Raw genomic sequence first — 15,258 nt, 5'->3', positions numbered from 1 at the left:
ATTATTATTGACAGTATATTTCATCAAAACTATAATATAATGAAAATTACTGAAGAAATGGAGGTGAAAAAGTGGAACTGACGATTACAGCAAAAGTGAAAATTTCTCCAAATGAGGAGCAAAAGAAACTTTTGTTAGAAACATTACAAGCTGTCAAAGTAGGATGTAACTTTGTATCGGAACAAGTGTATCAAAGTAAAGTTCTAACGAGAGCCAAACTGATCAACATGACATACGAAACGCTTCGCTCTCACTATTCTCTTCGCTCTCAAATGTCCCAAAGTATTGCGATTGCTGTCATTGCGAAATACAAATCAGCTAAATCCAACGATCATAACTGGTCACTAGTCCGGTTTAAAAAACCGGAATACGATCTCGTATTTAATCGAGATTATTCCATTCGACCCAATAAAATCTTTTCTGTTAATACATTAGAAGGTCGAGTTCAAATCCCTTACGAGACGAAAGGAATGGAACATTTTTTTGACGGAACATGGAGATTCGGAACAGCTAAGCTAGTATATAAGAAACAGAAATACTTCTTACATATTCCCATGACCAAAGAGATCCCTGATGCCGATCTGAAGGAAGTGAAAAATATCCTCGGAGTAGACGTAGGTCTTAATTTCTTGGCTGTTACTTTTAACTCCCAAGATACGACCACTTTCTTTAAGGGTCGTCATAGAAAGGACAAACGTGGACAATACAAACGAGTGAGAAAGTCACTTCAACAAAAACAAACGCCTTCTGCGCGAAGACGATTAAGGGCTATTGGCTCACGAGAAAACCGTTGGATGACAGATGTCAATCATCAAGTCTCTAAGGCACTCGTGGAGCACGCAGGTAAAAATAGTTTGATCGTGCTGGAAGAATTAGAGGGCATTCGATCTGCTACAGAGAAGGTTCGTAAGCGTGATCGCTGGTACACCGTGGGTTGGGCGTTCTACCAACTTCGCCAGATGATCGAGTATAAAGCGAAAAGGAATCAATCTACCGTGATTGCTGTGGACCCTGCCTATACCTCTCAGACCTGTCCAAAGTGTGGACACACAGAAAAGGCGAACAGAAACAAGAAAAAACATATCTTCCACTGCAAAACTTGTGGGTATATCTCCAATGATGATCGGATCGGAGCGATGAATCTGCATCGAAAGGGAATGGAGTACCTTGTTGCAGTGACAACATCAGCATGACTGATGTTGGATGGGTAGCTGTCAGCCTGCCCGGATGTATCGTCACGCTAAGGTCAGAGATTCTCAGAATCGCTCGCATGACTGGACAGATACAAGCCCCCACCTCTTAGCGTCAGCGTAGGTGGTGGGTTGTTGACGCGATTGTCCATTTCAAATGAGGTAAAATCAACTCAACAACGTTTATTACAAATAACAAGAGAGGACACCTTTATAAATGGCTTTCATCACATATATTTGGGATGCTTTTGTTATCAGTATGGTCCAATTGGTTTACATGGTTGGAATAATCATTGTGATTGGAATGTTATTGGGAATCATGGAAAAACAATCCCAAATTTACCTCACTCGTACATTTGGGAAAAAAGGAATATTGATAACTGCATGGATTGGTACTCCTATCCACGAGATTGGACACTTGATCCAATGCATTATTTGGAGGCATAAGGTTAAATCAGTAAAGCTTTTGCAAACAGACGATAAAAATGGAGTTTTGGGATATGTAGAGCATCAATATAATCCAAACAGCCTCTACCAACGAATCGGGAATTTCTTCATTGGAATTGGCCCGATTATTAGTGGAATAGGTTCCATTATTTTGGCAATGTATTTGCTTGTACCTCAATCTTTTTCTACTTTGCAAGCACAAATTCAGCAAAGTACTTCTACTGGGCAAAAGTTAGATATGCATATGCTGCAAACACTTGCAGAAGCTGTGCTTGCTATGAGCAAGAGTCTTTTTACATCGGGAAACTTTGCTGAACCTACTTTTTGGATATTTGTAATCCTAGCTATCAGTATTTCGTCCCATATTGCACTTAGCAAACCCGACATAGAAAGTTCGTATCAGGGGCTATTAACGATTTTTTATGTTCTTATCCTCTATAATCTAGTAGCTGGTCTAGTCAATGTGGATACAAATCAAATGATCAAGCATTTTTTAGATTTTAACGCTTATTTATTAGCTTTTTCTAGTTTGTCAGTATTATTTTCACTTATTTCTCTTGTACTTAGTTTTCTATTATATAAGATCAAACGGTAACTATATTTTTTTATAAAAAAGAGCGATTATATATATGCTCTTTTTTTGTTATGTACCATCCATAAAGACTTTTTCCTATTATTAGCAAATTCAAATGAAAGAAAATCATTTATAATAGAAAACACTATATATCGAAAAGAGGGATTTCATGCGAATAGTGTATTTTGTAATACTCCCACTTCTTCTTTTTGGTTTTGTGAAACCAACTGGAGAGCATGCGACAGAAGCAACTCAAGGTAGAAAAGCTACCGTTACAGCCATTACTACAAAGATCTCCGTAACCAATCTATCAAAAAAAGTAAAGGTTACTAAAAAGACTACTCCTTCTACAAAAAATTCAAATACCTCTAAAAAGAATACAACTAGTAAACAAACGCAGAAATCCAAACCAATTGCGCAAAAACAAGAAGAATCAATTGAATCAAAACCAACTCAAAGCCCTGCGGCACCTAACCATTCCTCTGAGTCAGCCTCTAGTAACTCTGATATATTAGCAATGGAACGAGAAGTCGTCCGATTGGTCAACATAGAACGCTCCAAAAAAGGATTACAACCACTGGTAATAGATGACAAACTATGTAAAATAGCACGCACCAAATCGCAAGATATGAAAGATAAAAACTATTTTTCACACCAATCTCCTACATATGGATCTCCTTTTGATATGTTGAAACATTTTGGGGTTTCCTATCGAACAGCGGGAGAAAATTTAGCTGCTGGTTATCCTTCTGCATCGGCAGTGGTCAATGGCTGGATGAATAGCGAAGGACACCGAAAAAATATATTAAATCCAGCTTATAGTAAAATCGGGGTCGGCTATGTATCGGGCGGTAGTTATGGAAATTATTGGACTCAGTTGTTTACGGGGTAAATAACTTTTCATCATTTATAGTTTTGTGGGTGAGAAAGTCTGCGGGGTTGAGTCATCAGTCTCGCAGATCACCATATCCTCCTTACACTACACTTTTCCCTCGTATTCCCACAAACCATTTCATTTCAAAAATAGAAAGAAAAATTTCCTATCAGTAGGTTTTTCTCCCCTGCATATGATATAGTATATTGTCCATTTCCAACATAATCCCATGCGGTTTTGGGATGAAGAGTTTGGGGTTTTTGTGTTTGAAATACATGCGCTAGGGATAATCATCTCCCTGCTCTATGTGTTGCCCAGAGCAGTCAGAAGTCTGTTGCGCGTTTCTTACGCCAATAGGTGGCTAGATAATCTTGCCACGATGAACTCTCACAAGACAAAGAAAAATGTGGTAGTGATTGTTTGCTGCTACAAGAGAGTTCATCTAAAGTGTCTGCAATCCATCGTAAGCCAAGTATACGCAGGAAAATTGACTGTATATGTGGTAGACGATGGGTCACCTAACTTCGAAGAACTCGAGGAAAAATACTACCAGAAAATCGTAGATCGACCCAACTGGAAGTTGATCCCGAAAAAACGAGTTGCTGGCACCAATGGAAAAAAGAAAGCACAGCAAACCGCGTTGGAACAGCATCAGAATTGGAAAGAGGATGATCTCATTCTTTTTCTTGACGCTGACACCTACCTTGATGATCCTTTCTTGGTACAGCGACTCGCTGATGCTCATAGTGATGACCATGTAGGTGCCGTTTCTGCACAACTCGGCGTAGCCAACCTCCATGCTTCTTGGATCACGAAATATCTGGGTGAGGAATACAGACAGACTTTCCTCAAGAGTAAAGCGGCTGAGAGTCAGCATGATATGGTAAAGGTCATCAATGGTGCTTGTGGCATGTGGAAGTGGTCCACGATCCAAAAGGTCTACGATCGCTATCTGCAAGGTCCTGCAACCGGTGATGAAAATACGTTGACTTGGGAAGTTCTCAAGGATGGGTATCATACCATCATGGTACCGACGATTGCGAATACCGAAGTTCCAGAAACATTTCGGGATCTGATCATCCAACAGGTTCGCTGGCTCCGATCAGACTGCCTTTACACGCTCAAAAACTACCGTCTTTTGTCTAGCAGAAAAAAGGGATATCTGCTGTTCGATATGACAGTAGAACTCTTCACTCCTATGCTACTGCTTTTCGTAGCAACAAGTTGCGTCTGGCACTTGGTCACAGGGGCTGGTTTTCTAACATTGATTTATGTACTTCCACTCCTAATCATGGTCTTGATCGATACAGCCATGACATGGGGGTTTGCTGCTAAATCCAGAGGTATGGTGTCCCTCTCTTTTGCGTTTAAATCTGCATGTTTTGTTGGTATTAATGGGTTGATTTGGCTTTGGGCACTTCTCACATGTAAACGAGATGTGTGGATCACTCGCTGAATCACTGCGTCCTAGAGAGGAATCCTTTCTAGGGCGCAGTCATTTCTATAAAGTCTATCTTTATCTTGTATATGTTTTTGCTTCGTACAAAGTAGGTTGTACTCGCTTTACCAACGAAGATAGCTCCGCTTCATAAGTGAGAAATAATTGATGAAGAGAACGTGTACACCCAACATATAGTAACTTTGCATGGTGTTGATCATCTAAATAGTTCTGTTCCTCTACATCAAGTAAAAAAACCGCATCAAACTCCATTCCTTTGGTTAGATAAATCGGAACGATAGAAATTCCACCTACATACTCCTTTTGATCATACTCAATTCGATTCACTTTGATTCCAGCGATTCTAAGTGATTCATAAAGATAAGTACAGGAGTCCTCATCTCTTGTAACTACTGCAATAGTAGATATATCGTCTGCTTGTAACTGTTCTATTTTCTCTTTGATCCATTCGATCTTTCTCTCTTTTCCCACCCTCACGAGTTGGACAGGTTCCCCACTGCGAAAAACGGGAACTGCTGGTTTCACTTCGTCCGCATAAGAGCCTAATACACCATTAGCAAAATGAATGATCTCCATCGTCGAGCGATAACTTTGTTCCAATTGATGAAAACGTAGTTTTTGTTCCTCAAATAAAACTGAAAAATCATCCCAATGTCCAATCCCTTGGAAGGAGTAAATGTTTTGTAGAATATCTCCCAAAATCGTAAACGACCTGCTTGGGCAATGTTTTTGCAGCACTGCTACTTGAAAAGGAGAAAAATCTTGTGCTTCATCTATAACAACATGATCATATTTCTCGGAACCCTCTATTCCATACCAACGATCATGGATATAGACCAATGGAGCTAAATCTTCATAAGATACTTCTCGATTTTTTCCTTTGAGTTGTTGCTCTTTTTCTAATAAATCTGTCGTTTGGGTAAAAGAACGATACCAATCCAATTCAGAATCATTTGGCCAAGTTTTTTTATAGGCTGTAAATTGTTTATTAGCCTGTTTTTTCAACAATCCTTTCGGATCACGAGATCGAATATCTTTGTGTTCCGTCTCGATCCAGCGCTTGATTCTCGCCATTACCCGCTCTTTACGTTTCATCAGCGGATAATGCTTATACTCTTGGTGAAACCAGTGAGCAATTTCCTTAGCTGTAAGATGCTTGTTTTCCCATGCAGTAAAACCTTTATGTGGAAAAAAATTCGTCTCATAAGTACGCAAAGCTGCCTCTATTGCTTCTAAAAACGTAATGTTCCCTTTTGGATTAGATACAGTATGATCACTTTTTGGATCAAACCACTTCACCAATTGCTGTTTTCGATCTTTTAGCTGGACATTCTCTTTTAATAGCGATAGTGCCCAGTCTTCAAAAGTAGTCTGCTGAATATCTCCTACACCTAGCTCTGGCAGTACATCCGAAATGTAATCCAAAAACATCCGATTTGGTGCAAAAATGATGATTTTCTCTGGATTGATTTTATTTTGGTATTGATACAACAAATATGCTAGTCGGTGAAGAGCAACCGTTGTTTTTCCACTACCTGGCACACCCTGAATGAGAAGTGCTTGATTATAATCTGCACGGATAATCAAATCTTGTTCTTGCTGAATCGTAGAGACGATATCCCGTAAACGACTATCTTTACTATCACTCAGGCGATACAGAAGAAATTCATCCGTTACCCCCATATTCTCATTACCACGAACATAACTATCTACCACGCGTTGTAAAACTTGATTGCGTATTGCTATATTTCGTTTCAGGTGTATCTTGCCAGTAACTTCACCATCTGGAGACTGATAGGAGATCGAATCATCTGACCCCGTAAAAGAATAGAACATACTGGAAACAGGGGCACGCCAGTCAATTACGATCAATTCATTGGTATCCTCATCTTGAATTCCCGCTTTGCCAATATAGAAAGGAGTAATAGGTTTCCCTCCTTGTTCCTCAAAGTCCAGACGTCCAAAATACGGTTCAAAATGAGCAAGTTGAATGTTTTTAAGCTGTTGCTGCCGCTGATCATCCAATAACTGTTCAACCAAATCTTTTCCATAGTATCGAGGTATTTTTAGAAGTGCATCTCGAATGTTTTCCATTTTTGCTAATATGCTTTTCAATTTTTCACTTTCGTATAGCATCGGTTCCACAAATAGCCCCATCCTTTCATTTGCGGTTTACTCCATCTACAACACAAAAAACACAACCATTATTCCTGATTAGGTTCATGGTTGTGGTAGTCATCGGATTTCAAACGTACGATCAATCTTAAAGAAATTCACTATATCATAGGAAATCCATGCTGTCATCCCTAAACAAGTCTAAAACAGGATAGAAATATACATTCTGCACCTTTCTCTACGATTCTCTACGCATATGCCTATTTACTGTTTCTCTACTCATACCCAAAAATTGTCCAATCTCTTCTTGTGTTAGAATTTCTTCCATTTCGTAATTTTTACCATACATGGATATCCAATCACGAAAAAATGGAATTCGTTTTTTCGAAGGCAGTGTTGTCATTTCAATTCTTTTCTGCATTTTTCTTAAATTATCTTGTAGAATAGCTGCTACTTCTTTGTTTTTTTCTGGTTTATCTATTAGTGACTGATACCAGTCATGAATAGGGATTCTCTCTACTTCACTAGGTAATAGAGCTATGACTGTTCCATGGTATTCTTTTGGGCTGATCAAGGAGTGATGAGGGAATATTTCACCTGGCACTAGCAAGTTCAGAAGCACACAATCTCCATTAGATTGGGTGCGGATCACTTTTAATAATCCGGTTTTCAAATGATATAAATCACCCATATCACCCTGTAAAAAGAGGGTTTCCCCTTTATTTATCAACAAGAATAGTTCACCTTCTCGACATATTTTATGTGATAAAAATCACAGACTGCTATTTTAAATAAGAGTAGTATTTCAAGTGAAACAACTATACAGTTATCAAATCGATCAGGAGGAGTCCTCATGTTAGACAAAAAAACAATAAAGGTCATTCAATCAACTGTACCTGTTTTAGAACAATATGGTGAACAAATCACGAGCCGATTTTATGAACTCCTATTTCATGATCATCCAGAACTATATCATATTTTTAATATCGTACATCAACATAAGAAAGAACAACAGAGAGCACTGGCAAATGCCGTTTATCAAGCTGCTGCTCATATTGATCAACTTCCTTCTTTATTACCTGCCTTGCAGCGCGTTTTTCAAAAACATCGCAGTCTCGGAGTAAAAGCAGAGCACTATCCTGTAGTAGGAAAATATTTACTTATAGCAATAAAAGATGTATTGGGCGATCTTGCATCAGACGAGATTATGAAAGCTTGGGAAGATGCATATGGCGTTTTAGCTTCTATTTTTATCTCTCAAGAAGAAAATCTTTACCAACAAGCTCAAACCCAAAATGGAGGATGGGAAGGTTGGAGAGAATTTGTCATCAAGAGAAAGGTTCCAGAAAGCAAAGTAGTTACCTCTTTTTACTTATACCCAACAGATGGAAATTCATTAGCTTCATTTAAACCTGGACAATACATTAGTTTAAAAGTTCCTATTGAGGAGCTCAATGTGGAACAAATCCGTCAATATAGTTTATCAGATGCACCAAGAGAAGATTATTATCGTATCTCTGTAAAACGAGAAGATGCACATGGCACATATCCAGCAGGATATGTATCTTCTTACTTGCATCATCAAATGCAAGAAGGAGACAAGGTAATGATAAGTGCCCCTGCTGGTGATTTTTATCTTAATAAATCGAAAGATACACCTGTTGTATTTATAAGTGGTGGAGTTGGATTTACTCCATTAATGAGTATGCTAAACACATTAATAGAAGAAAATACGAAACGATCGATTACAACCATTCATGCTACGATGAATAGCGAATACCATGCAATGCGGGAATATGTACAAAAATTAACGAAAAATTATCCTCACGTCACTTCTTATACCTGTTATGAAAAACCGACAAAAGCAGATCTGGAACAAAGAAACTTCGACAAAGAAGGATTTCTTGATCTACCTTGGTTAAGCCAAATATTGTCCAAACAAGAAGCAGAGATTTATTTCTGTGGGCCTATTCCCTTTATGCGTTCCATCAAGCAAATTCTTAAGGAAATGGGGATAAAACAAGAAAATATACATTATGAATTTTTTGGTCCTGCCTCACAATTAGACACCGTTTCAAATAAAACAAGCGAAAAACAGCCCTCTTAACAGGGCTGTTTTTCTATGATAAGTTCCTTTATTTAAAAATAAGAGGGACATGAACAAGGGACAAAAAGTATTGAACTGATCCAATCCAGTAGGTTTCGAAAAAATCAGACTATGGAATCCAGACCAAAAAAGCCATCCAAAAGGTGGCTTTGCTACTAATATTCAACCTACTAAAGTAGATACTTGATATTGTTGTTTTGCTAACTCATAGTAATAACCTTTTTTCTCCATTAACTCCTCATGAGAACCTGATTCTTCAATCCGACCTTGGTTCACAACAAGAATACGATCTGCATTACGAATGGTAGCTAGTCGGTGAGCAACGACAATAATCGTCTTCTCTTGGTATACTTCTTCCAAACAGGCTTGGAGCAAAAATTCTGTTTTGGCATCTAATGCAGATGTCGGCTCGTCTAACAACAAAATAGATGGTTTACGAAGCAGTGTTCGTGCAATCGCAAGCCGCTGTTTTTCCCCGCCAGATAAACGAACACCTCTGTCCCCTATCAACGTATTCCATCCCTCTGGCAAGTTTTCAATCAATTGTTTCATTTGTGCTTGGTCGGCTGCTTTTCGTAATTCTTCTTCTGTAGCAGAAGGATTCACATACAGGAGATTTTCTCGAATCGTACGATTCCATAAAAAGATATCTTGCGGCACAAGTCCGATTTGTTTTCGATAATCTTTTAATTGATACGCGTTTAGTGGCTGTCCATCTAATAAAATTTGACCGGTACGAGGCTGCCCAAATCGCAATAACAAATCAATGATCGTAGATTTACCTCCACCTGTAGCACCAACAATACCAATAAATTCACCAGGCTTAATTGCGAATGATACATCTTGCAAAATTTCTCGTTCATCCGAATACCCAAAAGAAACATGCTCAAATTCAATCTGCCCTTTTACTTCTTTCATGGAGATCGCATTGGATTCATCCACATTCTCATCAGGAAAATCCATCATCTCTTCATAACGTTCGATTTCCGGTTTGAGTTGATCACGATCCATATATAGGACAAATAAGGAATTAATCGCACCATAAAAACGCGGTACATAAACAGTAAAAGCGAGTAATTGTCCAATGGTCATTTGCTGATGGAAAATAAAATAGATTCCTGCTGCATATACCAAACTGGTACTTAGCGAATCTTGCAATTCCCAAAAAAGACGCCCTTGAAAACTTCGCTGTTTCTGTAATTGATTTTGGAGATTACGGTATTTCCGATTTAGTTCTTGGCCGTTAGCAATCTCATGTTGCTCTTGGCCAAACGTTTGGATCGTCTTTAGACCTGGAACTACTTCGGTTATAAAAACGTCGTATTCTTTTTGCGCCTGACTAATATCTTTATAAGTTGTTCTCCAAAAGCGAATGCGACGATAATAAAAATAAACCATGAGGGGGGCAAAAAATAAAACAATACCTGATAACTTCCAATTCATCGTCAGCATAACGATTCCAATAAAAACAAAGGTTATCACGTTGTTAAATCCATTTAAAAGCTTTGTAACAAATCCAGATATATCATCGCAAGTCCTCACCAATCGACCTGTAATATCCCCTTGCTGATACTTGCTTAATGTCGTTGGAGAAAGCTTTAATAATTTATCTAACAATTGAAACCTTAATTTCACAGTGATTCTTGTTTGCACATCACTCTTATATACATTTTCTAGTGCAGTGATAAGCATATTGATAATGGGAATAATCGCGATTCCTGCTACACAGAGCACCAACAAATTGACATCTTTTTGTGGTAATGCTTTGTCCACCAAATACTGCATCAACCAAGGTGTTATAACGCTAAGACCCGTGGTAATCAACATTACTGACATACTGAGGATCATCATTTGCCGATGTTCCCCAATAAATTTCATCAAATTTAAGCGGTATTTATTACCCTTCCCTTCCATTTTTACACCTCATTCATGGAAAAATATCACTTTCACCTATGATACCTTTCTATTCCTTTTCTTTATTTTATCTTTTGCTATACTTCTATATAGAAATCTCATATAAAACAGAATAAACCAACAGAAATGGTGATAATATGGGTCATCGCGCCAATCTCATCATCGTAACAGAATCGAGTTACGAACTATACTATAGTCATTGGTCGCTTTCCTTACCTGTAGATATGTTTTGGGGCCCTGACTATGCTATTCGTTATATTCGAGAGCACGAAAGGCGAGAAAATGATCATTGGTTAGATGATGTCTGGGCAGAAGGAGGAGCACTTGTCGACCCTCAGCAAAAAGTTATGATGCTTTTTGGTGGCGAATCTTTGGATCAAGATATGTTATTGCTAGACACTTACTTAAGTTTAATCCAAGAAGTATGGGAAGGTTGGGAAGTTCGTTGGGCTTACAATGGCATACTAGAGATAGCTGACTATGTCGGATTTCCCCGAACACTTCTCGAATCTGAATCGAACATCCCAGCAAAAACAGAACCTCTATCCTTAAAAGCCCCTACGAACAAATCTCAGATTGAATCGGCTGGTAGTATCATCACCAAAGACGGAGAAACCCGCATTTTCCCTCTAACTCAGTTTGTAAATTATTACTTGATTCATGGAGAACACCTCTTACAAGTAGCAGAAACCGAAGAAGCATTGGAACATTTTGTTTATGCGGATTGGAGTGCTATTTTTCCAGAAAGTGGTTTTCATATTGATGTTCATCAAAAAACAATTCATTATTGGTCACTTTTTCATGATTTTCATTCGGAAGACATGCACCAAAAAATACTACAAATGTGGCCGAATTGGAACGTCATTTATGAAAAGAAAAACTATCAAAAACAGATAGTGCTCACATCTGGCAAGTTACAATTCCCTCAAATATCTCAAAATGAACTTATGCGAAAGCTCGCAGAACTATTCTATCTCGGTTCCTCTTACGATCCTGTAAAAAACATAAAAAATGTACTCCAGCAAATCGAACAAGAAGCCGAAAGTATCTACATCCACCCCGCTGTCCTTATCCATACATCTGCTGAGCTATCTACAGAAGAAAAACAAACTATTTTCGACTATGCTTGCCAAAAAATGCTACAAAAACAAACATCAATATAACCTGACAAAACACAAAACCTATGTACCAGTTGCCAAAGGTTTTGTGTTTGCTTTTGTCCTGTTTCATTATACCATGCAGGTTCTTCTCAAAAAGAAAAATATATCATTCATATTATCGAGACACGCGGTAAAGATGGGGAACCCGATCTTGAAAAACAGGTATATCTCGACGAATCTCAGCTACTTGCTCTACATCAATCTCACCATATAAAATTTGCTCTTGATTTCCAGCTTCGGTTACCGTATTCCCCCATGGATCAAAAATAATCGACTTTCCATTAAATTTGTCATTCTCGTTTTCACCAACTACATTCGTTCCCACTACATACATCTGGTTCTCGATTGCTCTAGCACGAAGCAATGCTAACCAGTGAGCTTCCCGTTGAATAGGCCATTGAGCAGGGACAAACAAAATAGACGCTCCTTCAACCGCATACGAGCGTATCAACTCTGGAAATCGAAGATCATAACAAATAATGACACTAGCAAGAGCATCACCTATAGAAAATGTCTGGTAACGTTCTCCAGCAGATAAGTACTTATCTTCTTGCATTAAACCAATTAAATGTAGTTTGGAGTATTGATTGATCAATTCACCATTTGGATCGAAAGTCAGAGATGTATTGTAAACCTTCCCTTGATTTCGCATTGTAAACGACCCACCTACAAGGAAAACACCATACTGTTTTGCTTGCGATGCTAAAAAAGTAGCAGTATTGCCATCAACTGGCTCCATGTGCTTGGCAAGATTACCAAAATCATAACCTGACTTCCACATTTCAGGTAGAACAACTATACCTGCTCCTGCTTTAGCAGCTTCTGCTATCATTGCCTGTGCATGGTGTTCATTATGGTTTGTTTCACCTTGGATAACATCCATTTGTATCAATCCAATTTTCAACTTTCACACCTCCACATTTGGAAAATATGTTTTGATAGTCCAAAAATTTGATTTAGTTGTATAATTGGAAAAGTGGTTAACGCTATTTTAAATGTATTGAAGAAAGCAGGGTATCTCCATGAAAAATAATGAACAAATTTACAACTACGGTGGGCAAGTGAATATTTCAAAAGACAATTCTACTCTAAATGCAAATATGACTGTAAACTCAGAATCATTCTCACAAGTTGCAGATCAATTTTTCTCTATGCTCTCACAGGAAAAAGATATATTGGAAGAAGATAAACAAGAAATAACAGATTTATTAAATCAGGTTAAATTAGAATCACAACAAGGTCAACCCAAAAAAACATTCGTTAAATTAGCAATTCAAAAACTAGAGAAATTATCACCATTATTTATTGCTGGTTCTGGTATAGGACAAATGGTAAGTGCTTTGACAGACTCTCTTAACAGGTGGGCTTAACAAATGGACGAAATAACATTTGAAGATTCCATTGAGGAGGAAAGATTAAAGCAAATTTTATTAGTACTATATTATTTTGAAGAACAATGGAATATTTCAGATCCAATTCTACTATGGATTAGTGAGCAGCTTGATGAAAAATATAGATCTGAAGCGTTTAACAAGCCCAGTTTCTATGAAGATCCATTTATAAGTATATATAGTGAACTAGACAAGTTAATGAGAAATTATAAATGCATACTCTCTGCTGAAAATCAAAATCTAGTTGTCTTTGATTTTTATGGATCTCCCGTAGACTATAAAAAGATGTTTGTCCCTGGAATAAACGATTCTAGCTTCTATAGAAATGCAAGAAATCAGTTAATCGCATTATCCAGATATTACAAGAAATATAATCTATGGGATATCCGTCGCAAGAACTGGAAGAGATATCTATCCCCTCATTATTTTAAGGATGAATATTGTAAATTATTTTTTGATTTGGACCATGGCGATTATTTTTTCGAAAATAATGTATATATTTCTCTGACTCCAAAAGGAAGGGAATACATTACTCCTTATATCGGAACATGGAAACCGAGAGAACATGTTCCTTTTCGTCCTAATGTTGCAACAGATGCATATAAATATATTGCCCATTCTAATTTGGAAAATCTCGGAGATGAGCTTATCCAAGAGTTAATTGATAATGTAATACTGGAATGTTTCAAACAGGAATATAAAAGTATAGAACTCATTTCCATTTCACAAAAATTTTCGATAAATTTCAAGCAAGCAGAGGAGTTAGCCTTCGTCCTCAGCAGTCGATTATCCTTAATCGATTTTCCCGATTATGGAGGATTTTTTAAAATGGATAGCAACAGAAGATTTTTTAGTATTCCACTACATGATTATCCAAGTTTAGATCTTAACGAGAGAGGAGAACAATACGCACTTCACTATGCAAAAAATCCCCGTTCTGAAAAACACACTATTCACAATTACGGCGGACAAGTGAATGTCTCTAAAAATAACTCAACTCTCCACGCCCAACTAACTATTCATACCAATAAACAAATAACTCAAATCCTTGACTTAATGCTACCTTATATTCGCACTTGTAATGGGATGGATTTAACATTTAAAAATGAGTTGATATCTATTCTTGAACGTATACAAATCCAATCTGAAGGACAATTAGAACATCATTTCAGAGAACATGCAATAGAAAGAATAAAGGAATGCCAAGTTATACTTCAGTCAAATTCATTGATCTTCGACCTTTTAAGCAATCTTATCGAAGCATTAACTCCAAAGCCTATTCCTTAAACACTTTTTCCCTTCTGTTAACAAAGTGTACAATTGCAATACATTGCTTATTCCAATATTAGAAAATACATAGGAAATAAATTGAGTAACCAAAATAGACATAATCACTTCATTACAAGCTTTCTCAAGCTTCTAGATAAAGTAATTATGTCTATTTTACCTCTGGATCCCATTCTAAACTTCTGGTCTTACCCAACGTAGGTATGGATTACTAGGCGAATGGATCTTCCATTTCTCTTCCATTTCATATGGATCTATTTTCACTCCAGATATTCTTGTATTCAACCGATTGAGATGAAACGCCTCTTGTAAATTCTTTTTCTCCATTTCAATCGCCGTAGCAAACAGGCTATCTGTTTTTTTAGGAAATGTTTTCTTCCACCAACCTGCCATTAGCGAACGATATATATTGGTATAGGTTACTTCTATCTTCGATTTGCGATCTTCCCCATCCAATCGATATTCTATTATCTGTTCTCCACCTGGAAAAAACACTTCGAGTTGAAAATGATGGGGTTCATCCAATTTTAAAAACTGTCCTTTGATCGGTACAAAACGATGATCATTAAACTCTTCATAGGCAATAAACTTGCCGCCTTCCGCCACCACATCAAATTGAAACGATTTGAGATCAAGCCCTGCAAGCAAGAAGTTCCCATGTAGCAACCACTCAAATGCAAAATCCGCTGGTACATCTACAGTGTAGGTCGCAGTTTGTTTCATATATTTTGCTCCTTCTA

At 37.6% G+C, this 15,258-nt stretch carries 13 protein-coding genes; 8 read left to right on the top strand and 5 right to left on the bottom strand.

What is annotated here, in order from left to right:
- Positions 1-71 precede the first annotated feature (71 nt).
- The 4 genes from A3GQ_RS0122425 (at position 72) to A3GQ_RS0122410 (ending at position 4,541) form a co-directional block, all read left to right on the top strand.
- A complete protein-coding gene (locus A3GQ_RS0122425) occupies positions 72-1,193 on the top strand; it encodes an RNA-guided endonuclease InsQ/TnpB family protein (protein WP_028778908.1) in 1,122 nt (373 codons plus the stop codon).
- 214 nt (positions 1,194-1,407) lie between these two features.
- Positions 1,408-2,232 (top strand): hypothetical protein, encoded by an 825-nt coding sequence (locus A3GQ_RS0122420; RefSeq protein ID WP_028778907.1) that lies wholly within the window; start codon positions 1,408-1,410, stop codon positions 2,230-2,232.
- 148 nt (positions 2,233-2,380) lie between these two features.
- On the top strand, positions 2,381-3,103 hold the full coding sequence (locus A3GQ_RS25410) for a CAP domain-containing protein (RefSeq protein WP_051272283.1): 723 nt from the start codon (positions 2,381-2,383) through the stop codon (positions 3,101-3,103).
- A 244-nt stretch (positions 3,104-3,347) separates the two neighbouring features.
- Complete coding sequence (locus A3GQ_RS0122410) at positions 3,348-4,541, top strand: glycosyltransferase family 2 protein (protein WP_169818331.1); 1,194 nt, start codon at positions 3,348-3,350, stop codon at positions 4,539-4,541.
- Between the two features lie 60 nt (positions 4,542-4,601).
- Here A3GQ_RS0122410 and A3GQ_RS0122405 read toward each other — a convergent pair whose 3' ends face one another.
- Both A3GQ_RS0122405 and A3GQ_RS0122400 read right to left on the bottom strand, forming a co-directional pair.
- On the bottom strand, positions 4,602-6,680 hold the full coding sequence (locus A3GQ_RS0122405; RefSeq protein ID WP_037465988.1) for a HelD family protein: 2,079 nt from the start codon (positions 6,678-6,680) through the stop codon (positions 4,602-4,604).
- A gap of 217 nt (positions 6,681-6,897) precedes the next feature.
- Positions 6,898-7,392 carry a Crp/Fnr family transcriptional regulator gene (locus tag A3GQ_RS0122400; protein WP_028778904.1) on the bottom strand — a complete coding sequence of 165 codons (495 nt, stop codon included), beginning with the start codon at positions 7,390-7,392 and terminating at the stop codon, positions 6,898-6,900.
- A 120-nt stretch (positions 7,393-7,512) separates the two neighbouring features.
- Between A3GQ_RS0122400 and hmpA the strand changes: the two genes are divergently transcribed.
- Positions 7,513-8,766 carry an NO-inducible flavohemoprotein gene (hmpA, locus tag A3GQ_RS0122395; RefSeq protein ID WP_028778903.1) on the top strand — a complete coding sequence of 418 codons (1,254 nt, stop codon included), beginning with the start codon at positions 7,513-7,515 and terminating at the stop codon, positions 8,764-8,766.
- Positions 8,767-8,928: 162 nt separating this feature from the next.
- Here the strand turns inward: hmpA and A3GQ_RS0122390 are convergent, their stop codons facing one another.
- A complete protein-coding gene (locus A3GQ_RS0122390; RefSeq protein ID WP_028778902.1) occupies positions 8,929-10,680 on the bottom strand; it encodes an ABC transporter ATP-binding protein in 1,752 nt (583 codons plus the stop codon).
- A 137-nt stretch (positions 10,681-10,817) separates the two neighbouring features.
- On the opposite strand from A3GQ_RS0122390, the gene A3GQ_RS0122385 reads away from it, so the two are divergent.
- Positions 10,818-11,843 carry a hypothetical protein gene (locus A3GQ_RS0122385; protein WP_028778901.1) on the top strand — a complete coding sequence of 342 codons (1,026 nt, stop codon included), beginning with the start codon at positions 10,818-10,820 and terminating at the stop codon, positions 11,841-11,843.
- A 112-nt stretch (positions 11,844-11,955) separates the two neighbouring features.
- On the opposite strand, the gene A3GQ_RS0122380 is transcribed toward A3GQ_RS0122385, so the two are convergent.
- Complete coding sequence (locus A3GQ_RS0122380; protein WP_028778900.1) at positions 11,956-12,744, bottom strand: carbon-nitrogen family hydrolase; 789 nt, start codon at positions 12,742-12,744, stop codon at positions 11,956-11,958.
- Positions 12,745-12,862: 118 nt separating this feature from the next.
- Between A3GQ_RS0122380 and A3GQ_RS0122375 the strand changes: the two genes are divergently transcribed.
- Both A3GQ_RS0122375 and A3GQ_RS0122370 read left to right on the top strand, forming a co-directional pair.
- A complete protein-coding gene (locus A3GQ_RS0122375) occupies positions 12,863-13,210 on the top strand; it encodes a hypothetical protein (RefSeq protein WP_028778899.1) in 348 nt (115 codons plus the stop codon).
- 3 nt (positions 13,211-13,213) lie between these two features.
- Positions 13,214-14,518 carry a hypothetical protein gene (locus tag A3GQ_RS0122370; protein WP_028778898.1) on the top strand — a complete coding sequence of 435 codons (1,305 nt, stop codon included), beginning with the start codon at positions 13,214-13,216 and terminating at the stop codon, positions 14,516-14,518.
- Between the two features lie 174 nt (positions 14,519-14,692).
- Here the strand turns inward: A3GQ_RS0122370 and A3GQ_RS0122365 are convergent, their stop codons facing one another.
- The gene (locus tag A3GQ_RS0122365) at positions 14,693-15,241 is read right to left on the bottom strand and encodes an SRPBCC domain-containing protein (RefSeq protein ID WP_028778897.1); all 549 of its coding nucleotides are present in this window, start codon (positions 15,239-15,241) and stop codon (positions 14,693-14,695) included.
- Positions 15,242-15,258: the final 17 nt, after the last annotated feature.

It is taken from the genome of Shimazuella kribbensis DSM 45090 (genome assembly GCF_000428065.1).
In the GTDB taxonomy this organism is placed as follows: Bacteria; Bacillota; Bacilli; order Thermoactinomycetales; family Thermoactinomycetaceae; genus Shimazuella; species Shimazuella kribbensis.
The sequence above is the reverse complement of the archived record's forward strand: the minus strand, read 5'-3'. Positions and strand labels throughout refer to the sequence as shown.

Coding starts and splice junctions, on each gene's coding strand:
- hmpA (WP_028778903.1), top strand. CDS start 7,513: ATGTTAGACAAAAAAACAATAAAGGTCATTCAATCAACTGTACCTGTT.
- A3GQ_RS0122420 (WP_028778907.1), top strand. CDS start 1,408: ATGGCTTTCATCACATATATTTGGGATGCTTTTGTTATCAGTATGGTC.
- A3GQ_RS0122375 (WP_028778899.1), top strand. CDS start 12,863: ATGAAAAATAATGAACAAATTTACAACTACGGTGGGCAAGTGAATATT.
- A3GQ_RS0122365 (WP_028778897.1), bottom strand. CDS start 15,241: ATGAAACAAACTGCGACCTACACTGTAGATGTACCAGCGGATTTTGCA.
- A3GQ_RS0122390 (WP_028778902.1), bottom strand. CDS start 10,680: ATGGAAGGGAAGGGTAATAAATACCGCTTAAATTTGATGAAATTTATT.
- A3GQ_RS0122370 (WP_028778898.1), top strand. CDS start 13,214: ATGGACGAAATAACATTTGAAGATTCCATTGAGGAGGAAAGATTAAAG.
- A3GQ_RS0122385 (WP_028778901.1), top strand. CDS start 10,818: ATGGGTCATCGCGCCAATCTCATCATCGTAACAGAATCGAGTTACGAA.
- A3GQ_RS0122405 (WP_037465988.1), bottom strand. CDS start 6,680: ATGCTATACGAAAGTGAAAAATTGAAAAGCATATTAGCAAAAATGGAA.
- A3GQ_RS25410 (WP_051272283.1), top strand. CDS start 2,381: ATGCGAATAGTGTATTTTGTAATACTCCCACTTCTTCTTTTTGGTTTT.